We start from the raw sequence: 25,714 nt of genomic DNA on the forward strand, positions 1-25,714 counted from the left end.
TTCAACGGCCGGTGGTTTTTCCATCGCCGCGTTCCACCCGAAAAGCAATATCGAGTCGACAGTCGGAAGTAGCGGGAGAGGGCGTGCTGGTGCCGGCAATACCAGCGACTTCCCACTGTCGGTTCCCGTCCCCCGGACGGCAGATCCGGTCATCCGGCGGCCCCACGCCGCCCCACTGACACACGAGGTACCGCTCTCATGGCCACCGCGCCCACCACGCAATACACGTTCACCGAGAAGAAGCGCGTCCGCAAGAACTTCGGCAAGCGCAAGTCGATTCTCGAAGTCCCGTTCCTGCTGGCGATCCAGGTCGATTCCTACCGCGAGTTCCTGCAGGCCGACAAGGCCATGAACCACCGCGAGGACAAGGGCCTGCACGCCGCGCTCAAGTCCGTGTTCCCGATCACCAGCTACAACGGCTACGCCGCGCTGGAATACGTCGGCTACACGCTGGGCCAGCCGGTGTTCGACGAGCGCGAGTGCCGCAACCGCGGCCTGAGCTACGGCGCCCCGCTGCGCGTGACCGTGCGCCTGGTGATCTATGACCGCGAGTCCTCCAGCAAGGCCGTGAAGTACGTGAAGGAGCAGGAGGTCTACATGGGCGAAGTGCCGCTCATGACCGACAACGGCACCTTTATCGTCAACGGCACCGAGCGCGTCATCGTCTCGCAGCTGCACCGTTCGCCGGGCGTGTTCTTCGACCACGACCGTGGCAAGACCCACAGCTCGGGCAAGCTGCTCTACAGTGCCCGCATCATCCCCTACCGCGGCTCGTGGCTGGACTTCGAGTTCGACCCGAAGGACGCGCTCTACACCCGTATCGACCGCCGCCGCAAGCTGCCGGTCTCGGTGCTGCTGCGTGCGCTGGGCTACTCCAACGAGGAGATGCTCAACGAGTTCTTCGAGATCAACACCTTCCACATCGATCCGTCGGAAGGCGTGCAGCTGGAGCTGGTCGCCGAGCGACTGCGCGGCGAGACGCTGGAATTCGACCTGGCCGATGGCGACAAGGTCATCGTGGAGGCCGGCAAGCGCATCACCGCGCGCCACGTCAAGCAGCTGGAACAGTCGGGCATAGAAGCCCTGGCCGTGCCGGACAGCTACATCGTGGGCCGCATCCTCTCGCATGACGTCATCGACCCGACCACCGGCGAGCTGCTGGCTTCGGCCAACGACGAGATCACCGAGGACATGCTCGGCAAGCTGCGCAAGGCGGGCATCGCCAACGTCGGCACGCTGTGGGTGAACGACCTCGACCGTGGCCCGTACCTGTCGAACACGCTGCGCGTGGACAACACGCGGACCCAGCTCGAAGCGCTGGTCGAGATCTACCGCATGATGCGTCCCGGCGAGCCGCCGACCAAGGACGCCGCGCAGAACCTCTTCCACAACCTGTTCTTCACCTTCGAGCGCTACGACCTGTCGAGCGTGGGCCGGATGAAGTTCAACCGCCGCCTGGGCCGCAAGGAAGTCACCGGCGCGCCGGTACTCTACGACCACAAGTACCTGGGCGAGCGCGGCGACGACGAGTCCAAGCGCCTGGTCGAGGCCAATGGCCAGGGTTCGGACATCCTCGACGTCATCCGCGTGCTGAGCGAGATCCGCAACGGCCGTGGCGTGGTGGACGACATCGACCACTTGGGCAACCGTCGCGTGCGTTCGGTCGGTGAAATGGCCGAGAACACCTTCCGCGTCGGCCTGGTGCGCGTCGAGCGCGCCGTGCGCGAGCGCCTGACCATGGCCGAGGCCGATGGCCTAACGCCGCAGGACCTGATCAACGCCAAGCCGGTCGCGGCCGCGATGAAGGAGTTCTTCGGTTCCTCGCAGCTGTCGCAGTTCATGGACCAGAACAACCCGCTGTCGGAAGTGACGCACAAGCGTCGCGTCTCGGCACTGGGCCCGGGCGGCCTGACCCGCGAGCGCGCCGGCTTCGAAGTGCGCGACGTGCACCCGACCCATTACGGCCGCGTCTGCACCATCGAGACGCCGGAAGGCCCGAACATCGGCCTGATCAACTCGCTGGCCGTGTTCGCCCGCACCAACAGCTACGGCTTCCTGGAGACGCCGTACCGCAAGGTGGTGGATGGCAAGGTCACCGACCAGATCGAGTACCTGTCGGCGATCGAAGAGAACGAGTACGTCATCGCCCAGGCCAACGCGGCGCAGGACACCAAGGGCAAGCTGACCAGCGAGTTCGTCAACTGCCGCTACCAGGGTGACACCCAGCTGCGTCCGCCGAGCGAAGTCGACTTCATGGACGTGTCGCCGATGCAGACCGTGTCGGTCGCGGCGGCGCTGGTGCCGTTCCTGGAGCACGATGACGCCAACCGCGCATTGATGGGCGCCAACATGCAGCGCCAGGCCGTGCCGACGCTGCGCAGCCAGAAGCCGCTGGTCGGCACCGGCATCGAGCGCGCCGTGGCGCGCGACTCGGGCGTGACGGTGAATGCCCGTCGTGGCGGCGTGATCGAGCAGATCGACGCGGCCCGCATCGTGGTCAAGGCGAACGAGAACGAGATCGAGGGCGAGACCGACGCCGGCGTCGACATCTACAACCTGGTCAAGTACACCCGTTCCAACCAGAACACCTGCATCAACCAGAATCCGCTGGTGAACGTGGGCGACGTGGTGGCGGCGGGCGACGTGCTGGCCGACGGTCCCTCGACCGACATCGGTGAACTGGCGCTCGGCCAGAACATGCTGGTCGCGTTCATGCCGTGGAACGGCTACAACTTCGAAGACTCCATCTTGCTCTCCGAGCGCGTGGTGGAAGAGGATCGTTACACCACGATCCACATCGAAGAGCTGACCGTGCAGGCGCGCGACACCAAGCTGGGTGCCGAGGAAATCTCCGCCGACATCCCGAACGTGTCCGAGCATGCGCTCAACCGCCTCGACGAATCCGGCGTGGTCTACATCGGCGCCGAAGTGCGTGCCGGCGACATCCTGGTCGGCAAGGTCACGCCGAAGGGCGAGGCCCAGCTGACGCCGGAAGAGAAGCTGCTCCGCGCGATCTTCGGCGAGAAGGCATCCGACGTGAAGGACAGCTCGCTGCGCGTGCCGCCGGGCATGGACGGCGTGGTCATCGACGTGCAGGTCTTCACCCGCGATGGCGTGGAGAAGGACAAGCGCGCGGTGAAGATCCAGGAAGAGGAAGTCCGCCGCGTCAAGAAGGACTTCGACGACCAGCGCATGATCCTCGAGGCCGCGATCTTCGCGCGCCTGCGCAGCCAGCTGATCGGCAAGACCGCGAACGGCGGTGGCGGCCTGAAGAAGGGCGAGACCGTGACGTCGCTGGTGCTCGACCAGGCGCGTCCGCGTGACTGGTTCCACTTCAACATGAAGGACGAGGACGCCGCCGAGGCCATCGACCGCGCGCAGAAGCAGATCGCGCTGCACGAGAAGGAATTCGAGCGTCGCTTCGAGGACAAGCGCTCCAAGATCGCGCAGGGCGACGACCTTGCCCCGGGCGTGCTGAAGATGGTGAAGGTGTTCCTCGCCGTGAAGCGCCGCATCCAGCCGGGCGACAAGATGGCCGGCCGCCACGGCAACAAGGGCGTGGTGTCCAACATCGTGCCGGTGGAAGACATGCCGTACATGGCCGACGGCCAGACCGTCGACATCGTGCTGAACCCGCTGGGCGTGCCGTCGCGTATGAACATCGGCCAGATCCTCGAAGTCCACCTGGGCCTCGCGGCGAAGGGCCTGGGGCGCAAGATCCAGGCGATGCTCGATGCCAAGGCCAAGGTGAAGGACCTGCGCGACTTCCTCGACCAGATCTACAACCACGATGCCAAGGCACTGGGCGAAGTCCGCGTCGACCTGTCGCAGTTCAGCGATGAGGAACTGCTGACGCTGGCCGGCAACCTGACCGACGGCGTGCCGATGGCCACCCCGGTGTTCGATGGCGCGGCGGAGTCCGAGATCAAGGCGATGCTCGCCCTGGCCGACCTGCCGACCAGCGGCCAGGCGCAGCTGTATGACGGCCGCACCGGCGAAGCCTTCGACCGCAAGACGACCGTCGGCTACATGCACATGCTGAAGCTGAACCACCTGGTGGACGACAAGATGCACGCGCGTTCCACCGGCCCGTACTCGCTCGTCACCCAGCAGCCGCTGGGCGGCAAGGCGCAGTTCGGTGGCCAGCGCTTCGGCGAAATGGAGGTCTGGGCGCTGGAAGCCTACGGCGCCGCCTACACGCTGCAGGAAATGCTCACCGTCAAGTCCGACGACGTGCAGGGTCGCAACCAGATGTACAAGAACATCGTGGATGGCGATTACGACATGGTCGCGGGCATGCCGGAGTCCTTCAACGTGCTGGTCAAGGAAATCCGCTCGCTCGGCATCAACATGGAGCTGGAAGAACACTGAGCCATCGATGGCGTGGCGCGGCCTTGAAACCGCGCCCGCCTTCGCAACGACCCAGTGATCTCACCAGACTCCGCGGAGACATGAAATGAAAGACTTGCTCAACCTGTTCAACCAGCAGCGCGCCGTGCCGGACTTCGACGCGATCAAGATCGCGCTCGCCTCGCCGGACATGATCCGCTCCTGGTCCTTCGGCGAAGTCAAGAAGCCGGAAACCATCAACTACCGCACCTTCAAGCCGGAACGTGACGGCCTGTTCTGCTCGGCCATCTTCGGCCCGATCAAGGACTACGAGTGCCTGTGCGGCAAGTACAAGCGCATGAAGCACCGCGGCGTGGTCTGCGAGAAGTGCGGCACCGAAGTCACCCTGGCCAAGGTGCGCCGCGAGCGCATGGGCCACATCGACCTGGCCGCGCCGGTCGCGCACATCTGGTTCCTCAAGTCGCTGCCCTCGCGCATCGGCCTGATGCTGGACATGACGCTGCGTGACATCGAGCGCATCCTGTACTTCGAAGCCTACGTCGTCACCGAGCCGGGCCTGACCCCGCTCGAAGCAGGCCAGCTGCTCAACGAAGAGCAGTACATGCAGGCTCGCCAGGAACACGGCGACGACTTCGAGGCCGCGATGGGCGCCGAGGCCGTGTTCGACCTGCTGCGCGACATCGACCTGCAGGCCGAGATGGTCAAGCTGAAGGAGGAGATCGCCTCCACCGGTTCCGAGACCAAGCTCAAGCGCCTCACCAAGCGCATCAAGCTGGTCGAGGCCTTCCTCGACTCCGGCAACCGCCCGGAGTGGATGATCATGACCGTGCTGCCGGTGCTGCCGCCGGACCTGCGCCCACTGGTCCCGCTGGATGGCGGCCGCTTCGCGACCTCCGATCTCAACGACCTGTACCGCCGCGTCATCAACCGCAACAACCGCCTGCGCCGCCTGCTTGAGCTGGCCGCGCCGGACATCATCGTGCGCAACGAGAAGCGCATGCTGCAGGAATCGGTCGATGCGCTGATGGACAACGGCCGCCGTGGCCGCGCCATCACCGGCACCAACAAGCGCGCCCTCAAGTCGCTGGCCGACATGATCAAGGGCAAGCAGGGCCGCTTCCGCCAGAACCTGCTCGGCAAGCGCGTCGACTACTCGGGCCGTTCGGTCATCGTGGTCGGCCCGTACCTCAAGCTGCACCAGTGCGGCCTGCCGAAGAAGATGGCGCTTGAACTGTTCAAGCCCTTCATCTTCGCCAAGCTGCAGCGCCGTGGCCTGGCCACGACGATCAAGGCCGCGAAGAAGCTGGTGGAGCGCGAAGAGGCGGAAGTCTGGGACATCCTGGAAGAAGTGATCCGCGAACACCCGGTGATGCTGAACCGTGCGCCGACCCTGCACCGCCTCGGCATCCAGGCGTTCGAGCCGGTGCTGATCGAAGGCAAGGCGATCCAGCTGCATCCGCTGGTCTGCACCGCGTTCAACGCCGACTTCGACGGTGACCAGATGGCCGTCCACGTGCCGCTCTCGCTGGAAGCCCAGCTGGAAGCGCGCGCGCTGATGATGTCGACCAACAACATCCTGTCGCCGGCCAACGGCGAGCCGATCATCGTGCCGTCGCAGGACGTGGTGCTGGGCCTGTACTACATGACCCGCGCGCTGGAGAACAAGGCGGGCGAGGGCATGGCCTTCGCCAACGTATCCGAAGTGAAGCGCGCCTACGACAACCGCGTGGTCGAGTTGCACGCCAAGGTCAAGGTGCGCATCACCGAGTACGTGCTGAACGACGACGGCGAGCGCACCGCCAAGACCTCGGTGGTCGATACCACCGTGGGCCGCGCGCTGCTGGCCGACATCCTGCCGAAGGGTCTGTCGTACTCCTTGGTCAACACCGAGTTGAACAAGAAGGCGATCAGCCGCCTCATTAACACCTGCTACCGCGAGCTGGGCCTGAAGGACACGGTCGTGTTCGCCGACCAGCTGATGTACACCGGCTTCTCCTACGCCACCCGTGCGGGCGTGTCGATCGGCATCGACGACATGATCATCCCGCAGGAAAAGGCCGGCATCCTCGAGGAAGCCGAAGCTGAGGTGCTGGAGATCCAGCAGCAGTACCAGAGCGGTCTTGTGACCGGCGGCGAGCGCTACAACAAGGTGGTCGACATCTGGTCGCGCACCAACGAGCGCGTGGCCAAGGCGATGATGGACACCATCGGCACCGAGAAGGTCGAGAACGCCAAGGGCGAGACCATCGACCAGAAGTCGATGAACTCGATCTACATCATGGCCGACTCGGGCGCGCGTGGTTCGCAGGCGCAGATCCGCCAGCTGGCCGGCATGCGCGGCCTGATGGCCAAGCCGGACGGCTCGATCATCGAGACCCCGATCACCGCGAACTTCCGCGAAGGCCTGAACGTCCTCCAGTACTTCATCTCGACCCACGGCGCCCGTAAGGGCCTCGCGGATACCGCGCTGAAGACGGCGAACTCGGGTTACCTGACCCGCCGCCTGGTGGACGTGGCGCAGGACGTGGTCATCACCGACACCGACTGCGGCACCTACAACGGCCTCACCATGACCCCGATCGTCGAAGGCGGCGATGTGGTCGAGCCGCTGCGCGACCGCGTGCTGGGCCGCGTGGTGGCCGAGGACGTGTTCCTGCCGGGCAACGACGAGGATCCGATCGTCACCCGCAACACGCTGCTCGACGAAGCCTGGGTGCAGAAGCTCGAGGACGCCGGCGTGCAGACCATCCAGGTCCGCTCGACGATCACCTGTGAGGCGCCGTTCGGCGTGTGCGCGCACTGCTACGGCCGTGACCTCGGCCGCGGCCACCTGGTCAACATGGGCGAGGCGGTCGGCGTGGTCGCCGCGCAGTCCATCGGTGAGCCGGGTACCCAGCTGACGATGCGTACCTTCCACATCGGTGGTGCCGCGTCGCGTGCCGCCGCCATCGACAACATCACGGTCAAGACCACCGGCTCGGTGAAGTTCAACAACCTGAAGTCGGTCTCGCACGAGAGCGGCGGCATCGTCGCGGTCTCGCGTTCGGGCGAAATCTCGGTGCTGGACGACCATGGCCGCGAGCGCGAGCGCTACAAGCTGCCCTACGGCGCGATGATCAACGTCAAGGACCTGGCCTCGATCAAGGCCGGCCAGGTCATCGCCAACTGGGATCCGCATAACCACCCGATCGTCTCGGAAGTGGCGGGCTTCGTGCGCTTCTACGACTTCATCGACGGCGTCACCGTCATCGAGAAGACCGACGAACTGACCGGCCTCGCCTCGCGCGAGATCACCGATCCGAAGCGTCGCGGCTCGCAGGGCAAGGACCTGCGCCCGCTGGTGCGCATCGTCGACAAGAACGGCAAGGACCTCACCATCCCGGGCACCGACCTGCCGGCGCAGTACCTGCTGCCGCCGCGCTCCATCGTCAACCTGCAGGACGGCGCTGCCGTCGGCGTGGGTGACGTGGTCGCCAAGATTCCGCAGGAAGCGTCGAAGACCCGCGACATCACCGGTGGTCTGCCGCGCGTGGCCGATCTGTTCGAAGCCCGCAAGCCGAAGGACCCGGCGATCCTCGCCGAGATCTCCGGCATCGTCAGCTTCGGCAAGGACACCAAGGGCAAGCAGCGCCTGATCATCAAGGGGCCGGATGGCGTCGATCACGAAGAGTTGATCCCGAAGTACCGCCAGGTCATCGTGTTCGAAGGCGAGCACGTCGAGAAGGGCGAGACCGTGGTGGACGGCGAGCCGAACCCGCAGGACATCCTGCGCCTGAAGGGTGTCGAGGAACTGGCCGCTTACCTGACCAAGGAAATCCAGGACGTCTACCGCCTGCAGGGCGTGAAGATCAACGACAAGCACATCGAGGTGATCGTCCGCCAGATGCTGCGCAAGGTCGAGATCACCGACGGCGGCGATTCCCGCTACCTCAACGGCGAGCAGGCCGAGCGCCAGCGCGTCATCGAGGACAACGTCAAGCATGAAGGCCGCAACGAACTGCCGGCGCGCTTCCAGCCGGTGCTGCTGGGCATCACCAAGGCGTCGCTGGCGACCGAGTCGTTCATCTCCGCGGCCTCCTTCCAGGAGACCACCCGCGTGCTGACCGAAGCGGCCGTCCGCGGCACCCGTGACAGCCTGCGTGGCCTGAAGGAAAACGTGATCGTCGGCCGCCTGATCCCGGCCGGTACCGGCCTGGCCTACCACGCGCAGCGCCGCCGCAATGCCGCCGGCCTGACCGCCGCCGACATGGCCGTGCTGTCCGCGGAAACCCCGCAGGCCGCCGAGCCGGCGGAACTGCCGGTGGAAATGGTAATGATCGAAGCCGACGGTGCCGACACCGCCGGCAACGAGACCGGGGCGGAGTGATCCGCCTTCCGGCCTCCCGCGCCCGGCAGCTTGCCGGGCGCCGGGAGATCGGCTAGAATCCCGAATTCGGTGGCCCCAGGGTCACCCAGAACCCGAAAGGAAGGACAGGAAGTCCTTCGTATTCGGCACATGGACGAGCGGGGACGCATGGTGGGCAGGTCAATCTGCGCCCATGCAGCAACAGCAGCTTGCGTCGACGGAAATGTCGAGCGCAGGCTAGTTTTTTTGTCTGCGCCAATCGTTTCGACGGTGGGCGGGGGCAACCACCCAAGCATGGCCCCTGGGCCAAGAGAACCACTCGGAATCGCATGGCAACCATCAATCAGCTGGTCCGCAAGCCGCGGAACCCGGAAACCTACAAGAGCACGTCGCCCGCTCTGCAGAACTGCCCGCAGCGTCGCGGCGTGTGCACCCGCGTGTACACCACCACCCCGAAGAAGCCGAACTCGGCGATGCGCAAGGTGGCCAAGGTGCGCCTGACCAACGGTTACGAAGTCATTTCGTACATCGGCGGCGAAGGCCACAACCTGCAGGAGCACAGCGTGGTGCTGATCCGCGGCGGTCGCGTCAAGGACCTGCCGGGCGTGCGCTACCACACCGTGCGCGGCTCGCTCGACGCCGCCGGTGTCGCCAAGCGCCGCCAGCGCCGCTCCAAGTACGGCGCCAAGCGCCCGAAGGCCTGATCCCACCCTTCCTTCGCGTCGCTCGCATGAGCGCCGCGTCCGCAAGAAACCAGAGATACCGCTATGTCCCGTAAAGGCAATACCCCGCAGCGTTCGGTGCTGCCCGATCCCAAGCACGGAAGCGAGACGATCGCCCGTTTCATCAACATGGTCATGCTGAGCGGCAAGAAGTCGGTCGCCGAGAAGATCGTGTACGGCGCGATGGACGTCATCGGCGAGAAGAACGGCAACGCGCTCGAGCTGGTCGAGAAGGCGCTGGGCAACGTGTCCCCGTCGGTCGAGGTGAAGTCCCGCCGCGTCGGTGGCGCCACCTACCAGGTGCCGGTCGAAGTGCGTGCTTCCCGCCGCATGGCGCTGGCGATGCGCTGGCTGATCGAATCCGCCCGCAAGCGCGGCGAGAACTCGATGCCGCGCAAGCTGGCCGCCGAGCTGATCGACGCCTCGGAAAACCGTGGCGGCGCGATCAAGAAGCGCGAGGAAACCCACCGCATGGCCGACGCCAACAAGGCCTTCGCGCACTTCCGTTGGTAAGCCTCAAGCGGGCGCCCTGAGCGCCCGGTGGCGGACCGGCCCGTCCGGTTCGCCGCGCCGCGGAAACCCCTGCTTTCCGCGATCCGCCCAGAGGCCGCCGTCATGGCGGCATCTGGCCATCTGAAGCCCGGCTCGCCGGTCTTCCACCAGGCAAACAAAGAGAGATCACCGTGGCCCGCACCACCCCCATCGAGCGTTACCGCAACTTCGGCATCATGGCCCACATCGATGCCGGCAAGACCACCACGTCCGAGCGCATCCTGTTCTACACCGGCAAGAGCCACAAGATCGGTGAAGTGCACGATGGTGCCGCCACCATGGACTGGATGGAGCAGGAGCAGGAACGCGGCATCACCATCCAGTCGGCGGCCACGACCGCGTTCTGGAAGGGCATGGACAAGTCCCTGCCGGAGCACCGCTTCAACATCATCGATACCCCCGGCCACGTCGACTTCACCATCGAAGTGGAGCGTTCGCTGCGCGTGCTCGACGGCGCGGTGTTCGTGCTCTGCGCCGTGGGTGGCGTGCAGCCGCAGTCCGAGACCGTGTGGCGCCAGGCCAACAAGTACCAGGTGCCGCGCATCGCGTTCGTCAACAAGATGGACCGCACCGGCGCCAACTTCTTCAAGGTCCGTGACCAGCTGAAGTCGCGCCTGGGTGCGGTGCCGGTGCCGATGCAGGTGCCGGTCGGTGCCGAAGACGGCTTCGAAGGCGTCGTCGATCTGCTCAAGATGAAGGCGATCCATTGGGATGTCGCCTCGCAGGGCATGAAGTTCGAATACCGCGACATCCCGGCCGACCTGGTCGAGATCGCCAACGAATCGCGCGCCTTCATGGTGGAAACCGCCGCCGAAGCCAGCGAAGAGCTGATGGACAAGTACCTGGGCGGCGAAGAGCTGACCGAGGCCGAGATCGTCGAAGCGCTGCGCGTGCGCACCCTGAACACCGAGATCGTGCCGATGTTCTGCGGCTCGGCGTTCAAGAACAAGGGCGTGCAGGCCATGCTTGACGGCGTGATCCAGCTGCTGCCGTCGCCGGTCGACGTGCCGGACGTGAAGGGCGTGGATGTCGATGACGAGACCGTCGAGATGACCCGCAAGTCGGACGACAAGGCCCCGTTCTCGGCGCTGGCGTTCAAGATCATGACCGACCCGTTCGTGGGTTCGCTGACCTTCTTCCGCGTCTATTCGGGCACGCTCAATGCCGGCGACCAGGTGCTGAACTCGGTCAAGGGCAAGAAGGAGCGCATCGGCCGCCTGCTGCAGATGCACTCCAACAACCGCGAAGAGATCAAGGAAGTGCTGGCCGGCGACATCGCCGCGGCCGTGGGCCTGAAGGACGTCACCACCGGTGACACCCTGTGCTCGCAGGACGCGCCGATCGTGCTCGAGCGCATGACCTTCCCGGAGCCGGTGATCTCGATGGCCGTCGAGCCGAAGACCAAGTCGGACCAGGAAAAGATGGGTATCGCGCTGGGCCGCTTGGCGCAGGAAGATCCGTCGTTCCGCGTGCGTACCGACGAGGAATCCGGCCAGACCATCATCGCCGGCATGGGCGAGCTGCACCTCGACATCATCGTCGACCGCATGAAGCGTGAGTTCAACGTGGAAGCCAACGTCGGCAAGCCGCAGGTGGCTTACCGCGAGACCATCCGCAAGTCGGACGTCAAGAGCGACTACAAGCACGCCAAGCAGTCGGGCGGCAAGGGCCAGTACGGCCATGTCGTCATCGAGATGTCGCCGATGACCGCCGAAGACCGCGCCAACCCGGACGTCGAGAACGATTTCCTGTTCATCAACGACATCACCGGCGGCGTGATCCCGAAGGAATTCATCCCGGCGGTCGAGAAGGGCATCCGCGAGACCATCACCAGCGGCCCGCTGGCCGGCTTCCCGGTGGTGAACACCAAGGTCAAGCTGGTGTTCGGTTCGTACCACGACGTCGACTCGTCGGAAATGGCGTTCAAGCTCGCCGCGTCGATGGCCTTCAAGGAAGGTTTCCGCAAGGCCGATCCGGTCCTGCTGGAGCCGATGATGAAGGTCGAGATCGTGACGCCGGAAGACTACGTCGGTGACGTGATGGGCGACGTCAGCCGTCGTCGCGGCCTGCTGCAGGGCCAGGACGACAGCCCGTCCGGCAAGATCATCAACGCGATGGTGCCGCTGGGCGAGATGTTCGGCTACGCGACCTCGCTGCGTTCGATGTCGCAGGGTCGCGCCACGTTCTCGATGGAGTTCGACCACTACGCCGAAGCGCCGACCAACGTCGCCGACGCGGTGATGAAGAAGGCCTGATGGGCTTCCGCGGGGCGTACGCGCCCCGCATTCCCCACTAATCATTTCTTTGAGGTAAACAGTCATGGCAAAGGGCAAGTTCGAGCGCACCAAGCCCCACGTGAACGTGGGCACGATTGGTCACGTTGACCACGGCAAGACCACGCTGACCGCAGCGCTGACGAAGGTGGGCGCCGAGCGTTTCGGTGGTGAATTCAAGGATTACTCGTCGATCGACGCGGCGCCGGAAGAGAAGGCGCGCGGCATCACGATCTCGACGGCGCACGTCGAGTATGAAAGCCCGACGCGCCACTACGCGCACGTCGATTGCCCGGGTCACGCCGACTACGTGAAGAACATGATCACGGGTGCCGCGCAGATGGACGGCGCGATCCTGGTGTGCTCGGCCGCCGACGGTCCGATGCCGCAGACCCGCGAACACATCCTGCTGTCGCGCCAGGTCGGCGTGCCGCACATCGTGGTGTTCCTGAACAAGGCCGACATGGTCGACGACGCCGAGCTGCTCGAGCTGGTCGAGATGGAAGTCCGTGAACTGCTGTCGAAGTACGACTTCCCGGGCGACGACACCCCGATCATCCACGGCTCGGCCCGTCTGGCGCTGGAAGGCGACCAGAGCGAAATCGGCGTGCCGGCGATCCTGAAGCTGGTCGAAGCCCTCGACACCTTCATCCCGGAGCCGGAGCGTGACATCGACAAGCCGTTCCTGATGCCGGTGGAAGACGTGTTCTCGATCTCGGGCCGCGGCACCGTGGTGACCGGCCGTATCGAGCGCGGCGTGATCAAGGTGGGCGAGGAAATCGAAATCGTCGGTATCCGCCCGACCCAGAAGACGACCGTCACCGGCGTTGAAATGTTCCGCAAGCTGCTGGACCAGGGTCAGGCAGGCGACAACGCCGGTCTGCTGCTGCGCGGCACCAAGCGTGACGACGTCGAGCGCGGCCAGGTGCTGTGCAAGCCGGGTTCGATCAACCCGCACACCGACTTCGAAGCCGAGGTGTATGTGCTGTCGAAGGACGAAGGCGGCCGTCACACGCCGTTCTTCAAGGGCTACCGTCCGCAGTTCTACTTCCGCACGACCGACATCACGGGTGCGGTGACCCTGCCGGAAGGCGTGGAGATGGTCATGCCGGGCGACAACATCAAGATGACGGTCAGCCTGATCAACCCGGTGGCGATGGACGAAGGCCTGCGCTTCGCGATCCGCGAAGGCGGCCGTACGGTCGGCGCCGGCGTGGTGGCGAAGATCATCAAGTAAGTGGAAGCCGGCCCGGCTTGCGACATGCGTTGAAGCGCATGTCGCGGGGCGGATTCCGGTGAGGCCATTGGCCGAACGTTGCTCTTTCGGGCCGTTCGGCCAGGTCGGCGAAGGGCAGGCGGCGCGAGCCGCCAGTCCCATGCGAAATCGGGCTTGCAAGTGCCTGAATTAGCCTGCTAGAATGTAAGACCACTTGCGGATGGGCGCTCAGGCGCGTTCCGCAGCCAGCGAAATGAGGGGCAGGAAGCTCCTCGTCTTCGCCAGACAAGGACAGGTCGCGTGGCTCATCCGCATGCCGGGTGCTGCTTCGCGTTGTTTTCGTCTGGGCGGGCCGGGAAACCGGGCCGCCTTGTCGTTTTGAAGGATTCGATCGCGATACGGCCTGCACTCCGGTGCCGGTGCGTCGCACATACCGGGGTCCGGCACACCCAGCTGCCGGCCTCTTGCTCTTTGGACCTAAAGGAACACCCCCATGGCGGACCAGAAGATTCGCATCCGGCTGAAGGCCTTCGATCATCGCCTGATCGATCGCTCGGCCAGCGAGATCGTCGAGACGGCCAAGCGGACCGGCGCGCAAGTGCGCGGCCCGATCCCGCTGCCGACCAAGACCGAGCGTTACACCGTGCTCACCTCGCCGCACGTCGACAAGGACGCGCGCGACCAGTACGAAACCCGCACGCACAAGCGCGTGCTTGACATCGTCGACCCGAACGACAAGACCGTGGACGCGCTGATGAAGCTCGAACTCGCGGCTGGCGTCGACGTCCAGATCAAGTTGACCTGAGGAAGCCATCATGTCGACGAAAATTCATCAACTGGGCCTGGTTGGCCGCAAGGCGGGCATGAGCCGCGTCTTCACCGAGGACGGCAAGTCCGTGCCGGTGACGCTGATCGAAGCCACCCCGAACCGCATCACCCAGATCAAGACCGTTGAAGCCGATGGGTACAGCGCTGTGCAGGTCACCGCGGGCGTCAAGCGCGCCGCGTTGATCAACAAGACCGGCGCCGGCCATTACGCCAAGGCCAAGGTCGAAGCCGGTCGCGGCCTGTGGGAATTCCGCGTGGCCGACGAGAAGCTGTCCGACTTCGCGGTCGGCGGCGAAATCAAGGCCGACATCTTCGCCGAAGGCCAGATGGTCGACGTCCTCGGCGTCACCAAGGGCAAGGGCTTCCAGGGCACCATCAAGCGCTGGAACTTCAAGATGGGCGATGCGACGCACGGCAACTCGCTGTCGCACCGTTCGCCGGGCTCCATCGGCCAGCGCCAGACGCCGGGCCGCGTGTTCCCGGGCAAGAAGATGTCCGGCCACATGGGTGCCGTAAACCAGACCACCCAGAACCTGCAGGTCGTCAAGGTCGACGCCGAGCGCGGCCTGATCGCCGTGCGCGGCGCGGTGCCGGGCGCCCCGGGTGGCGACGTCATCGTGCGTCCGGCCAGCAAGGGAGCATGAGCATGGAACTGACCATCAAGAACGGCGGCAAGGTCTCGGTTTCCGATGCCGTGTTTGGCCGTGAATTCTCCGAAGACCTCGTGCACCAGGTCGTCGTCGCCTACCGCAACGCGGGTCGTGCCGGCACCAAGGCGCAGAAGACGCGTTCGGAAGTCAACGGCACCACCAAGAAGTCGAAGAAGCAGAAGGGCGGCGGCGCGCGTCATGGCGCGTTGACGGCTCCGATCTTCGTCGGCGGCGGCGTGACCTTCGCGGCCAAGCCGCGCAGCTTCGCGCAGAAGGTGAACCGCAAGATGTTTCGCGCCGCGATGGCCGCGATCCTCTCCGAGCTGAACCGCCAGGGCCGCATCACCATCGTCGATTCGTTCGACGTCGATGCCGCCAAGACCTCCGGTCTGGTGACGAAGCTGAAGGGTCTGGATCTGGGCAAGCGTCCGCTGATCGTGACCGAGGAAGCCTCCGAGAACCTGTTCCTGTCCGCCCGCAACCTCCCCTATGTGGAAGTGCGCGACGTGCAGGGCCTGGATCCGGTCTCCCTGGTCGGTTCCGACTCGGTGGTGATCACCGCCGATGCGGTCAAGAAGATCGAGGAGTGGCTGGCATGACCACCAACGTTTATGAAGTGATCCGTGCGCCGCGCGTGTCTGAAAAGACCGCGCGCCTGCAGGAAGTGTCCAACCAGTACGTGTTCGAAGTCGCCACGACCGCTACCAAGGCGGACGTCAAGGCGGCGATCGAACAGATTTTCGATGTCAAGGTCGCCGCGGTGAATGTGGTGAACGTCAAGGGCAAGGCCAAGGCGTTCAAGAACCGCATGGGTCGTCGCAGTGACTGGCGCAAGGCCTACGTGACGCTGGCCGATGGCCAGACCATCGACGTGACGGCGAAGGCCTAAGGAGCACACGATGCCTTTGATGACTTTCAAGCCGACTTCCGCAGGCCGCCGCAGCGCGGTCCGCGTGGTCACGCCCGACCTCCACAAGGGTGCGCCGTACGCGCCGTTGCTGGAGAAGCAGGGCAAGACCGGTGGTCGCAACCACCACGGTCGCATCACCACCCGCCACATCGGCGGTGGCCACAAGCAGCACTACCGCATCATCGACTTCAAGCGCGACAAGGAGACCATCCCCGCGAAGGTCGAGCGCATCGAGTACGACCCGAACCGCACCGCGCACATCGCGCTGCTGCTGTACGTGGACGGTGAGCGCCGCTACATCATCGCGCCGAAGGGCCTGAAGGCCGGCGACCAGGTGATGGCGGGTGAAACCGCGCCGATCCGCGCCGGCAACACCCTGCCGCTGCGCAACATCCCGGTCGGCACCACGGTGCATTGCGTCGAGATGAAGCCGGGCAAGGGCGCGCAGATGGCGCGTGCCGCCGGTGCCGGCGTCCAGCTGATCGCACGCGAGCAGGGCTATGCCACGCTGCGCCTGCGTTCGGGCGAGATGCGCCGCATCCCGGTTGATTGCCGCGCCACCATCGGTGAAGTCGGCAACGTCGAGCACAACCTCGAGAAGCTGGGCAAGGCCGGTGCCAAGCGCTGGCGCGGCGTCAAGCCGACCGTCCGCGGTGCCGCCATGAACCCGGTGGACCATCCGCACGGTGGTGGTGAGGCCAAGGCCGGCCAGGGCAATCCGCATCCGGTCACCCCGTGGGGCGTCCCGACCAAGGGTTACAAGACCCGCAAGAACAAGCGCACCCAGCACTTCATCGTGCGCGATCGCAGGAGCTAATCGGCCATGGCACGTTCACTCAAGAAAGGCCCGTTCGTCGACCACCATCTCGTCAAGAAGGTGGAAGCCGCGGGTAGCAACACCAAGAAGCCGATCAAGACCTGGTCGCGTCGCTCGATGATCCTGCCGGAAATGGTGGGCTTCACCATCGCGGTCCACAACGGCAAGAACCACGTGCCGGTGCTGGTCAACGAGAACATGGTGGGCCACAAGCTCGGCGAATTCTCGCTGACCCGGACCTTCAAGGGTCACGGCGGCGACAAGAAGTCGAAGTAAGGAGATGACCATGGAAGCCAAAGCCATCCTGCGCACCGCGCGCATCTCCCCGCAGAAAGCCCGCCTGGTCGCCGACCAGGTGCGTGGCCTGCCGGCCGCCCGTGCCCTCGACCTGCTGAAGTTCAGCGACAAGAAGGCCGCCCACATGATCCACAAGCTGCTGTGGTCGGCAGTGTCGAACGCCGAGAACAACGTCGGCGCCGATGCCGATGCGCTCAAGGTCAAGACCATCATGGTCGACGAAGGTCCGTCGCTGAAGCGCTTCATGGCGCGTGCGAAGGGTCGCGGTACCCGCATCGTCAAGCGCACCAGCCACATCACCATCGTCGTCGGCGAGGGCAAGTAATCATGGGTCACAAAGTTCATCCCGTCGGCATCCGCCTTGGCATCGCCAAGGACTGGAACAGCAAGTGGTATGCGGGCAAGAAGGAATACGCCGAATTCCTCGCGGGCGACCTCAAGGTCCGCGACATGCTCCGCAAGAAGCTGGCAGCAGCCGGCATCAGCAAGATCACCATCGAGCGCCCGGCCAAGTCGGCGCGCGTGACGATCCACACCGCCCGTCCGGGCGTGGTGATCGGCAAGCGTGGTGAGGACATCGAGAAGCTGCGCAAGGAAGTCTCGGACGTGATGGGCGTTCCCGCCCACATCAACGTGTCCGAAGTGCGCAAGCCGGAACTCGACGCCCAGCTGGTCGCCGAGTCGATCGCCCAGCAGCTCGAGCGCCGCATCATGTTCCGTCGCGCCATGAAGCGCGCCGTCGGCAACGCGATGCGCCTCGGCGCGCTCGGCATCAAGGTCAACGTGGCCGGCCGCTTGAACGGTGCGGAAATCGCCCGTTCGGAGTGGTACCGCGAAGGCCGCGTGCCGCTGCACACGCTGCGTGCCGACATCGACTATGGCTTCGCCGAAGCCAAGACGACCTACGGCATCATCGGCATCAAGGTCTGGATCTACAAGGGTGAAGTGTTTGACTTCTCCCAGGTGGGCCAGGAAAAGAACGAAGAACCGCGCAACGAGCGCGGCGGCGAGCGTCCTGCCCGCGGCCCGCGTCCGCCGCGTGGCGAGCGTGAAGCGAGGGGTTAAGTCATGTTGCAACCCAAACGTACCAAGTACCGCAAGCAGCACAAGGGCCGTAACGAGGGCCTGTCGTGGAGCGCCAACGCGGTGTCGTTCGGCGAGTTCGGCCTGCGCGCGACGCAGACCGGCCGCCTGACCGCACGCCAGATCGAGGCGGCCCATCGTGCCGTCAGCCGTTACGTCAAGCGTGGCGGCAAGATGTGGATCCGCGTGTTCCCCGACAAGCCGATCACCCAGAAGCCGATCGAAGTCCGCATGGGCTCGGGCAAGGGTGCGGTCGAATACTGGGTCGCCCAGATCCAGCCCGGCCGCATGATCTACGAGATCGAAGGTGTCGACGAAGCCACGGCGCGCGAAGCGTTCCGCCTGGCCGCCGCCAAGCTTTCGGTCACCACCCAATTCGTGACCCGGACGGTGCGCTGATGGAACTCAAGGAACTCCGCCACAAGTCGGCCACTGACCTCAAGGCCCACCTGCTGGACCTGCAGAAGGAGCAGTTCTCCCTGCGGATGCAGAAGGCCACCGGTCAGCTCGCCAAGACCCACGAGGTGCGTCGCGTCCGTCGCGAGATCGCACGCGTCAAGATGCTGCTCGGCGCCGCCGTGCAGTGAACCCAGGAATGACCATGAACAACACTGATAAAAAGCAGCACACGGTCGAAGGCCGCGTGGTCAGCAACAAGATGGACAAGACGGTCACCGTTCTTGTCGAGCGCCACGTCAAGCACGCGCTGTACGGCAAGTACATTCGCCGCTCGACCAAGCTCCACGCCCACGACGACGCCAACGCCTGCCAGCCGGGTGACCTGGTCCGCATCGTCGAGTGCGCGCCGATTTCCAAAACCAAGAACTGGCGCGTGGTCGAAGTCCTCGCCCACGCAGCCGAATAACGAGGAGGCCAGACCATGATCCAGATGCAGAGCCACCTCGACGTCGCCGACAACTCCGGTGCCAAGGAAGTCATGTGCATCAAGGTGCTTGGCGGTTCCAAGCGCCGTTATGCCGGCATCGGCGACATCATCAAGGTGTCGGTGAAGGACGCCATCCCGCGCGGCAAGGTCAAGAAGGGCGAGGTCTACAACGCCGTGGTCGTGCGCACCCGCAAGGGCGTGCGCCGTGCCGACGGTTCGCTGATCCGCTTCGACGGCAACGCCGCCGTGCTGCTCAACAACAAGCATGAGCCGATCGGCACGCGCATCTTCGGGCCTGTGACCCGCGAACTGCGCTCCGAGAAGTTCATGAAGATCGTTTCGCTCGCACCCGAAGTGCTGTGAGCCGGAGGACACCATGAATCGCATCAAGAAAGGCGACCAGGTCGTCGTCATCACCGGCAAGGACAAGGGCAAGAAGGGCGACGTCGTTCGCGTCCTTGGCGACCGCGTGGTCGTGTCCAACATCAACATGATCAAGCGCCACACCAAGCCGAACCCGCAGGTCGGCCAGGCAGGCGGCGTGGTCGAGCGCGAAGCCTCGATCCACATTTCCAACGTGATGCTGTTCAACCCGGCCGTCGGCAAGGGTGACCGCATCAAGACCAAGGTGCTGGAGGATGGACGCAAGATCCGCGTGTTCCGCTCCGGCGACGAGGCGGTTGACGCCTGAGGAATGAAGCAATGACCACTCGACTGGAAAAGATCTACAAGGAAGAGGTTGTGCCGGTGCTGATGAAGCGCTTTGGCTACACCAATCCGATGCAGGTGCCGAAGATCACCAAGATCACGCTCAACATGGGCGTGGGTGAGGCGGCCGCCAACAAGAAGGTGCTCGAGAACGCGCTGGCCGACATGGCCAAGATCGCCGGCCAGAAGCCGGTGTCGACCAAGTCGCGCGTCTCGGTGGCTTCGTTCAAGATCCGCGACGGCTGGCCGATCGGCGCCAAGGTGACCCTGCGCCGTGCCCACATGTACGAGTTCCTTGATCGCCTGATCAACATCTCGCTGCCGCGCGTCCGCGACTTCCGCGGCGTGTCGGGCCGTTCGTTCGACGGCCGTGGCAACTACAACATGGGCGTGAAGGAACAGATCATCTTCCCGGAAATCGACTTCGACGCCGTCGACGCAATCCGCGGCATGGATATCGCCATCACCACCACCGCGAAGACCAACGAGGAAGCCAAGGCGCTGCTCGAGGCCTTCCGCTTCCCCTTCCGCTGATCGAGAGAGACCCATGGCCAAGACCAGCATGATCAACCGCGATCTGAAGCGGACCAAGCTTGCCAAGAAGTACGCCGGCAAGCGCGAGGCGCTGAAGAAGATCATCAGCAGCCAGGATGCCTCCTATGAGGACAAGATGGATGCCGTGGTGAAGCTGCAGAAGCTGCCGCGTGATTCCTCGCCGTCGCGCCAGACCACGCGTTGCGCGTTGACCGGCCGTCCGCAGGGCGTCTACAGCAAGTTCGGCCTCGGCCGCAACAAACTGCGCGAGCACACCATGAAGGGCGACGTGCCCGGCCTGCGCAAGGCGTCCTGGTAAGACTTGCGGCCCGGTGCAAACCGGGCCACAATATGCGGCTTGGCTCCGCGGAACCGCTTTCGGGCGGTTCCATGCCAAGAACACAATCCAAAGATTTTCGCGAAAGCGGATATCGGTGCTAACTCAAGGTGAATACACATGAGCATGACTGATCCCATCGCCGACATGCTGGTCCGCATCAAGAATGCGGCCGCCGTCGGCAAGCAGACGGTGAAGATGCCGTCTTCCAAGACCAAGGTCGCCATCGCCAACGTCCTCAAGGACGAAGGCTACATCGGTGCCCATCGCGTCAACGATCTGGGCGGCGGCAAGGCCGAGCTCGAGATCGAACTCAAGTACTTCCAGGGCAAGCCGGTCATCGAGACCTTGAAGCGCGTTTCGCGCTCGGGCCTGCGCCAGTATCGCGGCAAGAACGACCTGCCGAAGGTGCTGGGCGGCCTCGGCATCGCCATCGTTTCCACCTCCAAGGGCATCATGACCGATTCGCAGGCGCGCACTGAAGGCGTCGGCGGCGAAGTCCTGTGCTTCGTGGCCTAACAGGAGAGCAGCATGTCCCGCGTAGCCAAGAAGCCGATCGCCCTGCCGAAGGGTGTTGAAATCAAGAACGAGAACGGCCAGATCATCGTCAAGGGTGGCAAGGGCAGCCTGTCCATCGCCCAGCCCGAAGGCATCGAGATGGCGGTCGAGAACAACGAGATCCAGTTGAGCCCGGCCCGTCCGGAGCGCATGGCCATGACCGGCACCCTGCGCGCGATCCTCGCCAACATGGTGAAGGGCGTGTCCGACGGCTTCGAGCGCAAGCTTGAGCTGGTTGGCGTGGGTTACCGCGCCGCGGTGCAGGGCAAGGACCTGAACCTGTCGCTCGGGTTCTCGCACCCCGTCGTGTTCACCGCGCCGGAAGGCATCACCATCACCACCCCGACCCAGACCGAAATCCTGGTGGCGGGCGCCGACAAGCAGTTGGTCGGTGAAGTGGCTGCCAAGATCCGCGGTTACCGTCCGCCGGAGCCCTACAAGGGCAAGGGCGTGAAGTATTCCGACGAAACCATCATCCGCAAGGAAGCCAAGAAGGCGTAACGCACGTCTTCAGCTTTCGGAGAAAGACCATGGAAAAGAAAATCGCCCGCCTGCGCCGTGCCAAGAGCACCCGTTCGCACATCCGCAAGCTCGGCGTCCCGCGCCTGTCGGTGCTGCGCACCGGCCAGCACCTGTACGCCCAGCTGTTCTCCGCCGACGGTTCCAAGGTGCTGGCTTCGGCCTCCACCACCCAGTCGGACGTCATGGACGGCCTGAAGAACGGCAAGAACATCGAAGCCGCGACCAAGGTCGGCCGCCTGATCGGCGAGCGCGCCAAGGCCGCCGGCATCGATGCCGTCGCCTTCGACCGCTCGGGCTATCGCTACCACGGTCGCATCAAGGCCCTGGCCGATGCCGCCCGCGAGGCCGGCCTGCAGTTCTGATCCACCCTCGGGCGCACATGTCGCCCGGGTTGCTGTACCGCTGCACATCACAACGATAAGCGGCAACGCCGCAAGCAACTCAACCATAGAGAGTCCAAACAATGGCAGAAGAACGTCAACCGCGTGGTCGCGATCGTGATCGTGGCCCCCGCGAGGAAATCGATGACGGCATGATCGAGAAGCTGGTCGCGGTCAACCGCGTCAGCAAGACCGTCAAGGGTGGCCGCCAGTTCACCTTCACCGCGCTGACCGTGGTGGGTGATGGCAATGGCCGCGTCGGCTTCGGTTACGGCAAGGCGCGCGAAGTGCCGGTCGCAATTCAGAAGTCGATGGAACAGGCCCGCAAGGGCATGAAGGTCGTCGACCTCAACAACGGCACGCTGTGGCACCAGGTCAAGGCCAACCATGGCGCGGCCAAGGTGTTCATGCAGCCGGCATCCGAAGGTACCGGCGTGATCGCCGGTGGTGCGATGCGCGCCGTGCTGGAAGCCGTCGGCATCAAGAACGTGCTGGCGAAGGCCGTCGGTTCGCGCAACCCGATCAACCTGGTGCGCGCGACGCTGAAGGGCCTGACCGCGATGCACTCGCCGGCCAACATCGCTGCCAAGCGCGGCAAGAAGGTCGAGGAGATCCTCCATGTCCAGCACTAACACCACCGGCACCGTGAAGGTGCGTCTGGTCAAGGGTCTGCGCGGTTCGCAGGCCAAGCATCGCCTGTCGGTGCGCGCTCTGGGCCTGAACAAGCTCAACGACGTGCGCGAACTGAAGGACAGCCCGCAGGTCCGTGGCCTGATCAACAAGGTCCACTACCTGGTGAAGGTCGAGGAGTAATCGCATGAAACTCAATACGTTGAAGCCCGCAGCGGGCGCCCGCACCGAGCGCACCCGCGTCGGTCGCGGCATCGGTTCCGGCCTCGGCAAGACCGCCGGCCGCGGCCACAAGGGTTCGTTCGCGCGTTCGGGCAAGGGCAAGATCAAGGCCGGCTTCGAAGGCGGCCAGATGCCCATGTACATGCGCCTGCCGAAGATCGGCTTCCGCTCCAAGCTGAAGGCCGACACAGCCCAGGTCCTGCTGTACCAGCTGGACAAGCTCGAAGCCGGTGAGATCGATTTCGCCGCGCTGCGCGCCGCCAAGCTGGTGCCGTCGACCGCCAAGAAGGCGAAGATCGTCAAGAAGGGCGACGTCACCAAGAAGTTCGTGCTCAAGGGTCTGATGGCCACGGCTGGCGCCAAGGCGGCGATCGAAGCCGCTGGCGGCAAGATCGAGGAGTAAGGCCGGATGTCGCGTAGCGCGAATGCCTTGGCCGGAATGGCGGGTGCCGGCAAGTTCACCGAACTTCGCCAGCGCCTGCTGTTCGTGCTCGGTGCGCTGATCGTCTACCGCATCGGTTGCCACATCCCGGTCCCGGGTGTGAATCCGGTCGCGATGACGGCGTTCATGGAGCAGCAGCAGGGCATCGTGAACATGTTGAACATGTTCTCGGGCGGCGCGCTTTCGCGCCTGTCGCTGCTCGCGCTGAACGTGATGCCGTACATCTCGTCGTCGATCATCATCCAGCTCTGCTCGCAGATCTTCCCGAGCCTGAAGGCGATCCAGAAGGAAGGCGAGTCCGGCCGTCGCAAGATCAACCAGTGGTCGCGCCTCGGCGCCGTGCCGCTGGCGGTCTTCCAGGCGATCGGCATCGCGTCGGCGTTGCAGGGACAGGTGGCGCCGGATGGCACGCCGGTCGTGACCAACCCGGGTATGGCATTCGTCTTCACCGCTGTGATCGCGCTGACCGCCGGCACCATGTTCCTGATGTGGCTGGGTGAGCAGATCACCGAGCGTGGCATCGGCAACGGCGTGTCGCTGATCATCTTTGCGGGCATCGTGGCCGGTTTGCCGGGTGCGGTCGTGCACACGGTCGAGCAGCTGCGCAACGGTGACATGACGGCGATCCAGGCGATCCTGATCGCGCTGTTGGTGTTCGGTTTCACCTGGTTCGTGGTGTTCGTCGAGAGCGGGCAGCGCCGGGTGACGGTGAACTACGCGCGTCGCCAAGGCGGCCGCGGCACCTACATGAACCAGACGTCGTTCCTGCCGCTCAAGCTCAACATGTCGGGCGTCATCCCGCCGATCTTCGCATCGTCGATCATCATGTTCCCGGCCACGGCCGCGCAGTGGTTCGGCAACACCGGTTCGTCCACGACCCAGTGGATGCAGCGGATCGCGGCGGCGTTGGCTCCGGGGCAGCCCCTGCACATGATCCTGCTGGCCGCGTTGATCATCGGTTTCGCGTTCTTCTACACGGCGCTGGTGTTCAACTCGCAGGAAACCGCCGACAACCTGAAGAAGTCGGGCGCGCTGATTCCGGGCATCCGTCCGGGCAAGGCGACCGCCGACTACATCGACGGGGTGCTGACGCGCCTGACGCTGGCCGGTTCGCTCTACCTGGCACTGGTCTGTCTGCTGCCTGAAGTGATGCGCACCGAGTTGGGCACCCAGTTCTACTTCGGCGGCACCTCGCTGTTGATCGTGGTGGTGGTGGTGATGGATTTCATCGCGCAGCTGCAGGCGCACCTGATGTCCCACCAGTACGAAAGCCTGCTGAAGAAGGCGAACCTGAAGGGCGGTCGCGGGCGCTGAGGCGCGGCACCGACCTGTTGCGACAAGCGTGGAGCGGATGATCCGCTCCACGCAATAGACCGGATGGTGGCATCGTCCGGACATTGAATTCATTGCCGATGCTTCCATGCATCGGCCTCGATGGGCGACCCGGGTGGCATCCCGCACACGGGTGGATTGACGAGATGCGAGCGCCGGAGTAGCGCGCGCGGTGGCCGGTTCATCGGCTTCCAGTCGTCGGTCCGTTCGCCGGAGCATGGGCACACTCCCCATGCCGGAGCGGGCGCTTTCGGGCCCGCGCTTCCCAAAGACCCGGGATTGTTGTTAAAATTTCCAGTTTCCCCGGCCAAGCTGGCATTTTTGGCCCATCAACCGTTTGGAGATCGCGTCATGGCGCGTATTGCAGGTGTCAACCTGCCTGCCCAGAAACATGTCTGGGTGGGGCTGCAAAGCATCTACGGCATTGGCCGTACCCGTTCCAAGAAAGTCTGCGAGTCGGCTGGTGTCGAGTCCAACACCAAGATCCGCGACCTGTCCGAATCCGAAGTCGAGCGCCTGCGTTCCGAAGTCGGCAAGTTCATCGTCGAAGGTGACCTGCGCCGCGAAGTCGGCATGGCCATCAAGCGCCTGATGGACCTCGGCAGCTACCGTGGCCTGCGCCATCGTCGTGGCCTTCCGCTGCGTGGTCAGCGCACCAAGACCAATGCCCGTACCCGCAAGGGTCCGCGCAAAGCGATCAAGAAGTAAGGAATCGACATGGCCAAGCCTGCCGCTACCAAGACCAAGAAGAAGGTCAAGCGCGTCGTCACCGACGGCATCGCGCACGTCCACGCTTCTTTCAACAACACCATCATCACCATCACCGACCGCCAGGGCAACGCGCTGTCGTGGGCCACGTCCGGCGGCGCCGGCTTCCGTGGTTCGCGCAAGTCGACCCCGTTCGCGGCGCAGGTCGCCGCCGAGAAGGCCGGCAAGGCTGCGCTCGACTACGGCGTGAAGGCGCTGGAAGTCCGCATCAAGGGCCCGGGTCCGGGCCGCGAATCGGCCGTTCGTTCGTTGAACAACGTCGGCTACAAGATCCTCAACATCATCGACGTGACGCCTATCCCGCACAACGGGTGCCGTCCGCCGAAGAAGCGTCGCGTCTAAGGAGCTACAG

Annotated in this window: 30 protein-coding genes; all 30 read left to right on the forward strand. The window is 64.6% G+C overall.

Annotated elements, in window-relative coordinates; genetic code table 11:
• Positions 1 to 198 precede the first annotated feature (198 nt).
• A complete protein-coding gene (gene rpoB, locus DCD74_RS01500; protein WP_112925760.1) occupies positions 199 to 4,371 on the forward strand; it encodes a DNA-directed RNA polymerase subunit beta in 4,173 nt (1,390 codons plus the stop codon).
• 85 nt (positions 4,372 to 4,456) lie between these two features.
• On the forward strand, positions 4,457 to 8,716 hold the full coding sequence (rpoC, locus tag DCD74_RS01505) for a DNA-directed RNA polymerase subunit beta' (protein WP_112925761.1): 4,260 nt from the start codon (positions 4,457 to 4,459) through the stop codon (positions 8,714 to 8,716).
• 308 nt (positions 8,717 to 9,024) lie between these two features.
• Positions 9,025 to 9,399, forward strand: coding sequence for a 30S ribosomal protein S12 (gene rpsL / locus DCD74_RS01510; protein ID WP_112925762.1), 375 nt, complete (start codon positions 9,025 to 9,027; stop codon positions 9,397 to 9,399).
• 63 nt (positions 9,400 to 9,462) lie between these two features.
• Positions 9,463 to 9,930 (forward strand): 30S ribosomal protein S7, encoded by a 468-nt coding sequence (gene rpsG, locus DCD74_RS01515; protein ID WP_112925763.1) that lies wholly within the window; start codon positions 9,463 to 9,465, stop codon positions 9,928 to 9,930.
• 170 nt (positions 9,931 to 10,100) lie between these two features.
• On the forward strand, positions 10,101 to 12,224 hold the full coding sequence (gene fusA, locus DCD74_RS01520; protein WP_112925764.1) for an elongation factor G: 2,124 nt from the start codon (positions 10,101 to 10,103) through the stop codon (positions 12,222 to 12,224).
• Positions 12,225 to 12,288: 64 nt separating this feature from the next.
• The gene (tuf, locus tag DCD74_RS01525) at positions 12,289 to 13,479 is read left to right on the forward strand and encodes an elongation factor Tu (protein WP_112925754.1); all 1,191 of its coding nucleotides are present in this window, start codon (positions 12,289 to 12,291) and stop codon (positions 13,477 to 13,479) included.
• A 472-nt stretch (positions 13,480 to 13,951) separates the two neighbouring features.
• Positions 13,952 to 14,263, forward strand: coding sequence for a 30S ribosomal protein S10 (gene rpsJ / locus DCD74_RS01530; protein ID WP_076586709.1), 312 nt, complete (start codon positions 13,952 to 13,954; stop codon positions 14,261 to 14,263).
• A 10-nt stretch (positions 14,264 to 14,273) separates the two neighbouring features.
• Positions 14,274 to 14,930 (forward strand): 50S ribosomal protein L3, encoded by a 657-nt coding sequence (rplC, locus tag DCD74_RS01535; protein ID WP_112925765.1) that lies wholly within the window; start codon positions 14,274 to 14,276, stop codon positions 14,928 to 14,930.
• Positions 14,927 to 15,535: a 50S ribosomal protein L4 gene (rplD, locus tag DCD74_RS01540; RefSeq protein WP_455430930.1), complete on the forward strand. Its 609-nt coding sequence runs from the start codon at positions 14,927 to 14,929 to the stop codon at positions 15,533 to 15,535. The genes rplC and rplD overlap by 4 nt, the downstream gene beginning before the upstream one ends.
• Entirely contained in the window at positions 15,532 to 15,825 is a 294-nt protein-coding gene (gene rplW / locus DCD74_RS01545; RefSeq protein WP_112925767.1) for a 50S ribosomal protein L23, read from the forward strand. The genes rplD and rplW overlap by 4 nt, the downstream gene beginning before the upstream one ends.
• Positions 15,826 to 15,835: 10 nt before the next feature.
• The gene (rplB, locus tag DCD74_RS01550) at positions 15,836 to 16,663 is read left to right on the forward strand and encodes a 50S ribosomal protein L2 (RefSeq protein ID WP_112925768.1); all 828 of its coding nucleotides are present in this window, start codon (positions 15,836 to 15,838) and stop codon (positions 16,661 to 16,663) included.
• 6 nt (positions 16,664 to 16,669) lie between these two features.
• Positions 16,670 to 16,939 (forward strand): 30S ribosomal protein S19, encoded by a 270-nt coding sequence (gene rpsS / locus DCD74_RS01555; protein ID WP_112925769.1) that lies wholly within the window; start codon positions 16,670 to 16,672, stop codon positions 16,937 to 16,939.
• A gap of 10 nt (positions 16,940 to 16,949) precedes the next feature.
• Positions 16,950 to 17,285 carry a 50S ribosomal protein L22 gene (gene rplV / locus DCD74_RS01560; protein ID WP_112927608.1) on the forward strand — a complete coding sequence of 112 codons (336 nt, stop codon included), beginning with the start codon at positions 16,950 to 16,952 and terminating at the stop codon, positions 17,283 to 17,285.
• Between the two features lie 2 nt (positions 17,286 to 17,287).
• Positions 17,288 to 18,025 carry a 30S ribosomal protein S3 gene (gene rpsC, locus DCD74_RS01565; RefSeq protein ID WP_112925770.1) on the forward strand — a complete coding sequence of 246 codons (738 nt, stop codon included), beginning with the start codon at positions 17,288 to 17,290 and terminating at the stop codon, positions 18,023 to 18,025.
• Between the two features lie 3 nt (positions 18,026 to 18,028).
• Complete coding sequence (rplP, locus tag DCD74_RS01570; RefSeq protein ID WP_112925771.1) at positions 18,029 to 18,442, forward strand: 50S ribosomal protein L16; 414 nt, start codon at positions 18,029 to 18,031, stop codon at positions 18,440 to 18,442.
• A complete protein-coding gene (gene rpmC, locus DCD74_RS01575) occupies positions 18,442 to 18,630 on the forward strand; it encodes a 50S ribosomal protein L29 (protein WP_112925772.1) in 189 nt (62 codons plus the stop codon). The genes rplP and rpmC overlap by 1 nt, the downstream gene beginning before the upstream one ends.
• An 8-nt stretch (positions 18,631 to 18,638) precedes the next feature.
• The gene (gene rpsQ, locus DCD74_RS01580) at positions 18,639 to 18,908 is read left to right on the forward strand and encodes a 30S ribosomal protein S17 (RefSeq protein ID WP_112925773.1); all 270 of its coding nucleotides are present in this window, start codon (positions 18,639 to 18,641) and stop codon (positions 18,906 to 18,908) included.
• Between the two features lie 15 nt (positions 18,909 to 18,923).
• Complete coding sequence (rplN, locus tag DCD74_RS01585; protein ID WP_076586687.1) at positions 18,924 to 19,292, forward strand: 50S ribosomal protein L14; 369 nt, start codon at positions 18,924 to 18,926, stop codon at positions 19,290 to 19,292.
• Positions 19,293 to 19,305: 13 nt separating this feature from the next.
• Positions 19,306 to 19,620 carry a 50S ribosomal protein L24 gene (gene rplX, locus DCD74_RS01590; RefSeq protein ID WP_112925774.1) on the forward strand — a complete coding sequence of 105 codons (315 nt, stop codon included), beginning with the start codon at positions 19,306 to 19,308 and terminating at the stop codon, positions 19,618 to 19,620.
• Positions 19,621 to 19,631: 11 nt separating this feature from the next.
• Positions 19,632 to 20,171, forward strand: coding sequence for a 50S ribosomal protein L5 (rplE, locus tag DCD74_RS01595; RefSeq protein ID WP_112925775.1), 540 nt, complete (start codon positions 19,632 to 19,634; stop codon positions 20,169 to 20,171).
• 13 nt (positions 20,172 to 20,184) lie between these two features.
• Positions 20,185 to 20,490: a 30S ribosomal protein S14 gene (gene rpsN / locus DCD74_RS01600; RefSeq protein ID WP_112925776.1), complete on the forward strand. Its 306-nt coding sequence runs from the start codon at positions 20,185 to 20,187 to the stop codon at positions 20,488 to 20,490.
• A gap of 138 nt (positions 20,491 to 20,628) precedes the next feature.
• Positions 20,629 to 21,027, forward strand: a complete 399-nt coding sequence (gene rpsH / locus DCD74_RS01605) for a 30S ribosomal protein S8 (protein ID WP_112925777.1) — start codon at positions 20,629 to 20,631, stop codon at positions 21,025 to 21,027.
• Between the two features lie 12 nt (positions 21,028 to 21,039).
• Positions 21,040 to 21,567, forward strand: coding sequence for a 50S ribosomal protein L6 (gene rplF / locus DCD74_RS01610; RefSeq protein ID WP_112925778.1), 528 nt, complete (start codon positions 21,040 to 21,042; stop codon positions 21,565 to 21,567).
• Between the two features lie 29 nt (positions 21,568 to 21,596).
• The gene (gene rplR, locus DCD74_RS01615) at positions 21,597 to 21,950 is read left to right on the forward strand and encodes a 50S ribosomal protein L18 (protein WP_112925779.1); all 354 of its coding nucleotides are present in this window, start codon (positions 21,597 to 21,599) and stop codon (positions 21,948 to 21,950) included.
• Positions 21,951 to 22,051: 101 nt separating this feature from the next.
• The gene (rpsE, locus tag DCD74_RS01620; protein WP_112925780.1) at positions 22,052 to 22,600 is read left to right on the forward strand and encodes a 30S ribosomal protein S5; all 549 of its coding nucleotides are present in this window, start codon (positions 22,052 to 22,054) and stop codon (positions 22,598 to 22,600) included.
• Positions 22,587 to 22,781, forward strand: coding sequence for a 50S ribosomal protein L30 (rpmD, locus tag DCD74_RS01625; protein ID WP_112925781.1), 195 nt, complete (start codon positions 22,587 to 22,589; stop codon positions 22,779 to 22,781). The genes rpsE and rpmD overlap by 14 nt, the downstream gene beginning before the upstream one ends.
• 4 nt (positions 22,782 to 22,785) lie before the next feature.
• Positions 22,786 to 23,223 (forward strand): 50S ribosomal protein L15, encoded by a 438-nt coding sequence (gene rplO, locus DCD74_RS01630; protein WP_112925782.1) that lies wholly within the window; start codon positions 22,786 to 22,788, stop codon positions 23,221 to 23,223.
• 6 nt (positions 23,224 to 23,229) lie between these two features.
• Complete coding sequence (gene secY / locus DCD74_RS01635) at positions 23,230 to 24,576, forward strand: preprotein translocase subunit SecY (protein WP_237049635.1); 1,347 nt, start codon at positions 23,230 to 23,232, stop codon at positions 24,574 to 24,576.
• A 369-nt stretch (positions 24,577 to 24,945) separates the two neighbouring features.
• Positions 24,946 to 25,302 (forward strand): 30S ribosomal protein S13, encoded by a 357-nt coding sequence (gene rpsM / locus DCD74_RS01640; RefSeq protein WP_112925784.1) that lies wholly within the window; start codon positions 24,946 to 24,948, stop codon positions 25,300 to 25,302.
• Positions 25,303 to 25,311: 9 nt separating this feature from the next.
• Complete coding sequence (gene rpsK / locus DCD74_RS01645) at positions 25,312 to 25,704, forward strand: 30S ribosomal protein S11 (protein WP_112925785.1); 393 nt, start codon at positions 25,312 to 25,314, stop codon at positions 25,702 to 25,704.
• Positions 25,705 to 25,714: the final 10 nt, after the last annotated feature.

It is taken from the genome of Lysobacter oculi, assembly GCF_003293695.1.
In the GTDB taxonomy this organism is placed as follows: Bacteria; Pseudomonadota; Gammaproteobacteria; order Xanthomonadales; family Xanthomonadaceae; genus Solilutibacter; species Solilutibacter oculi.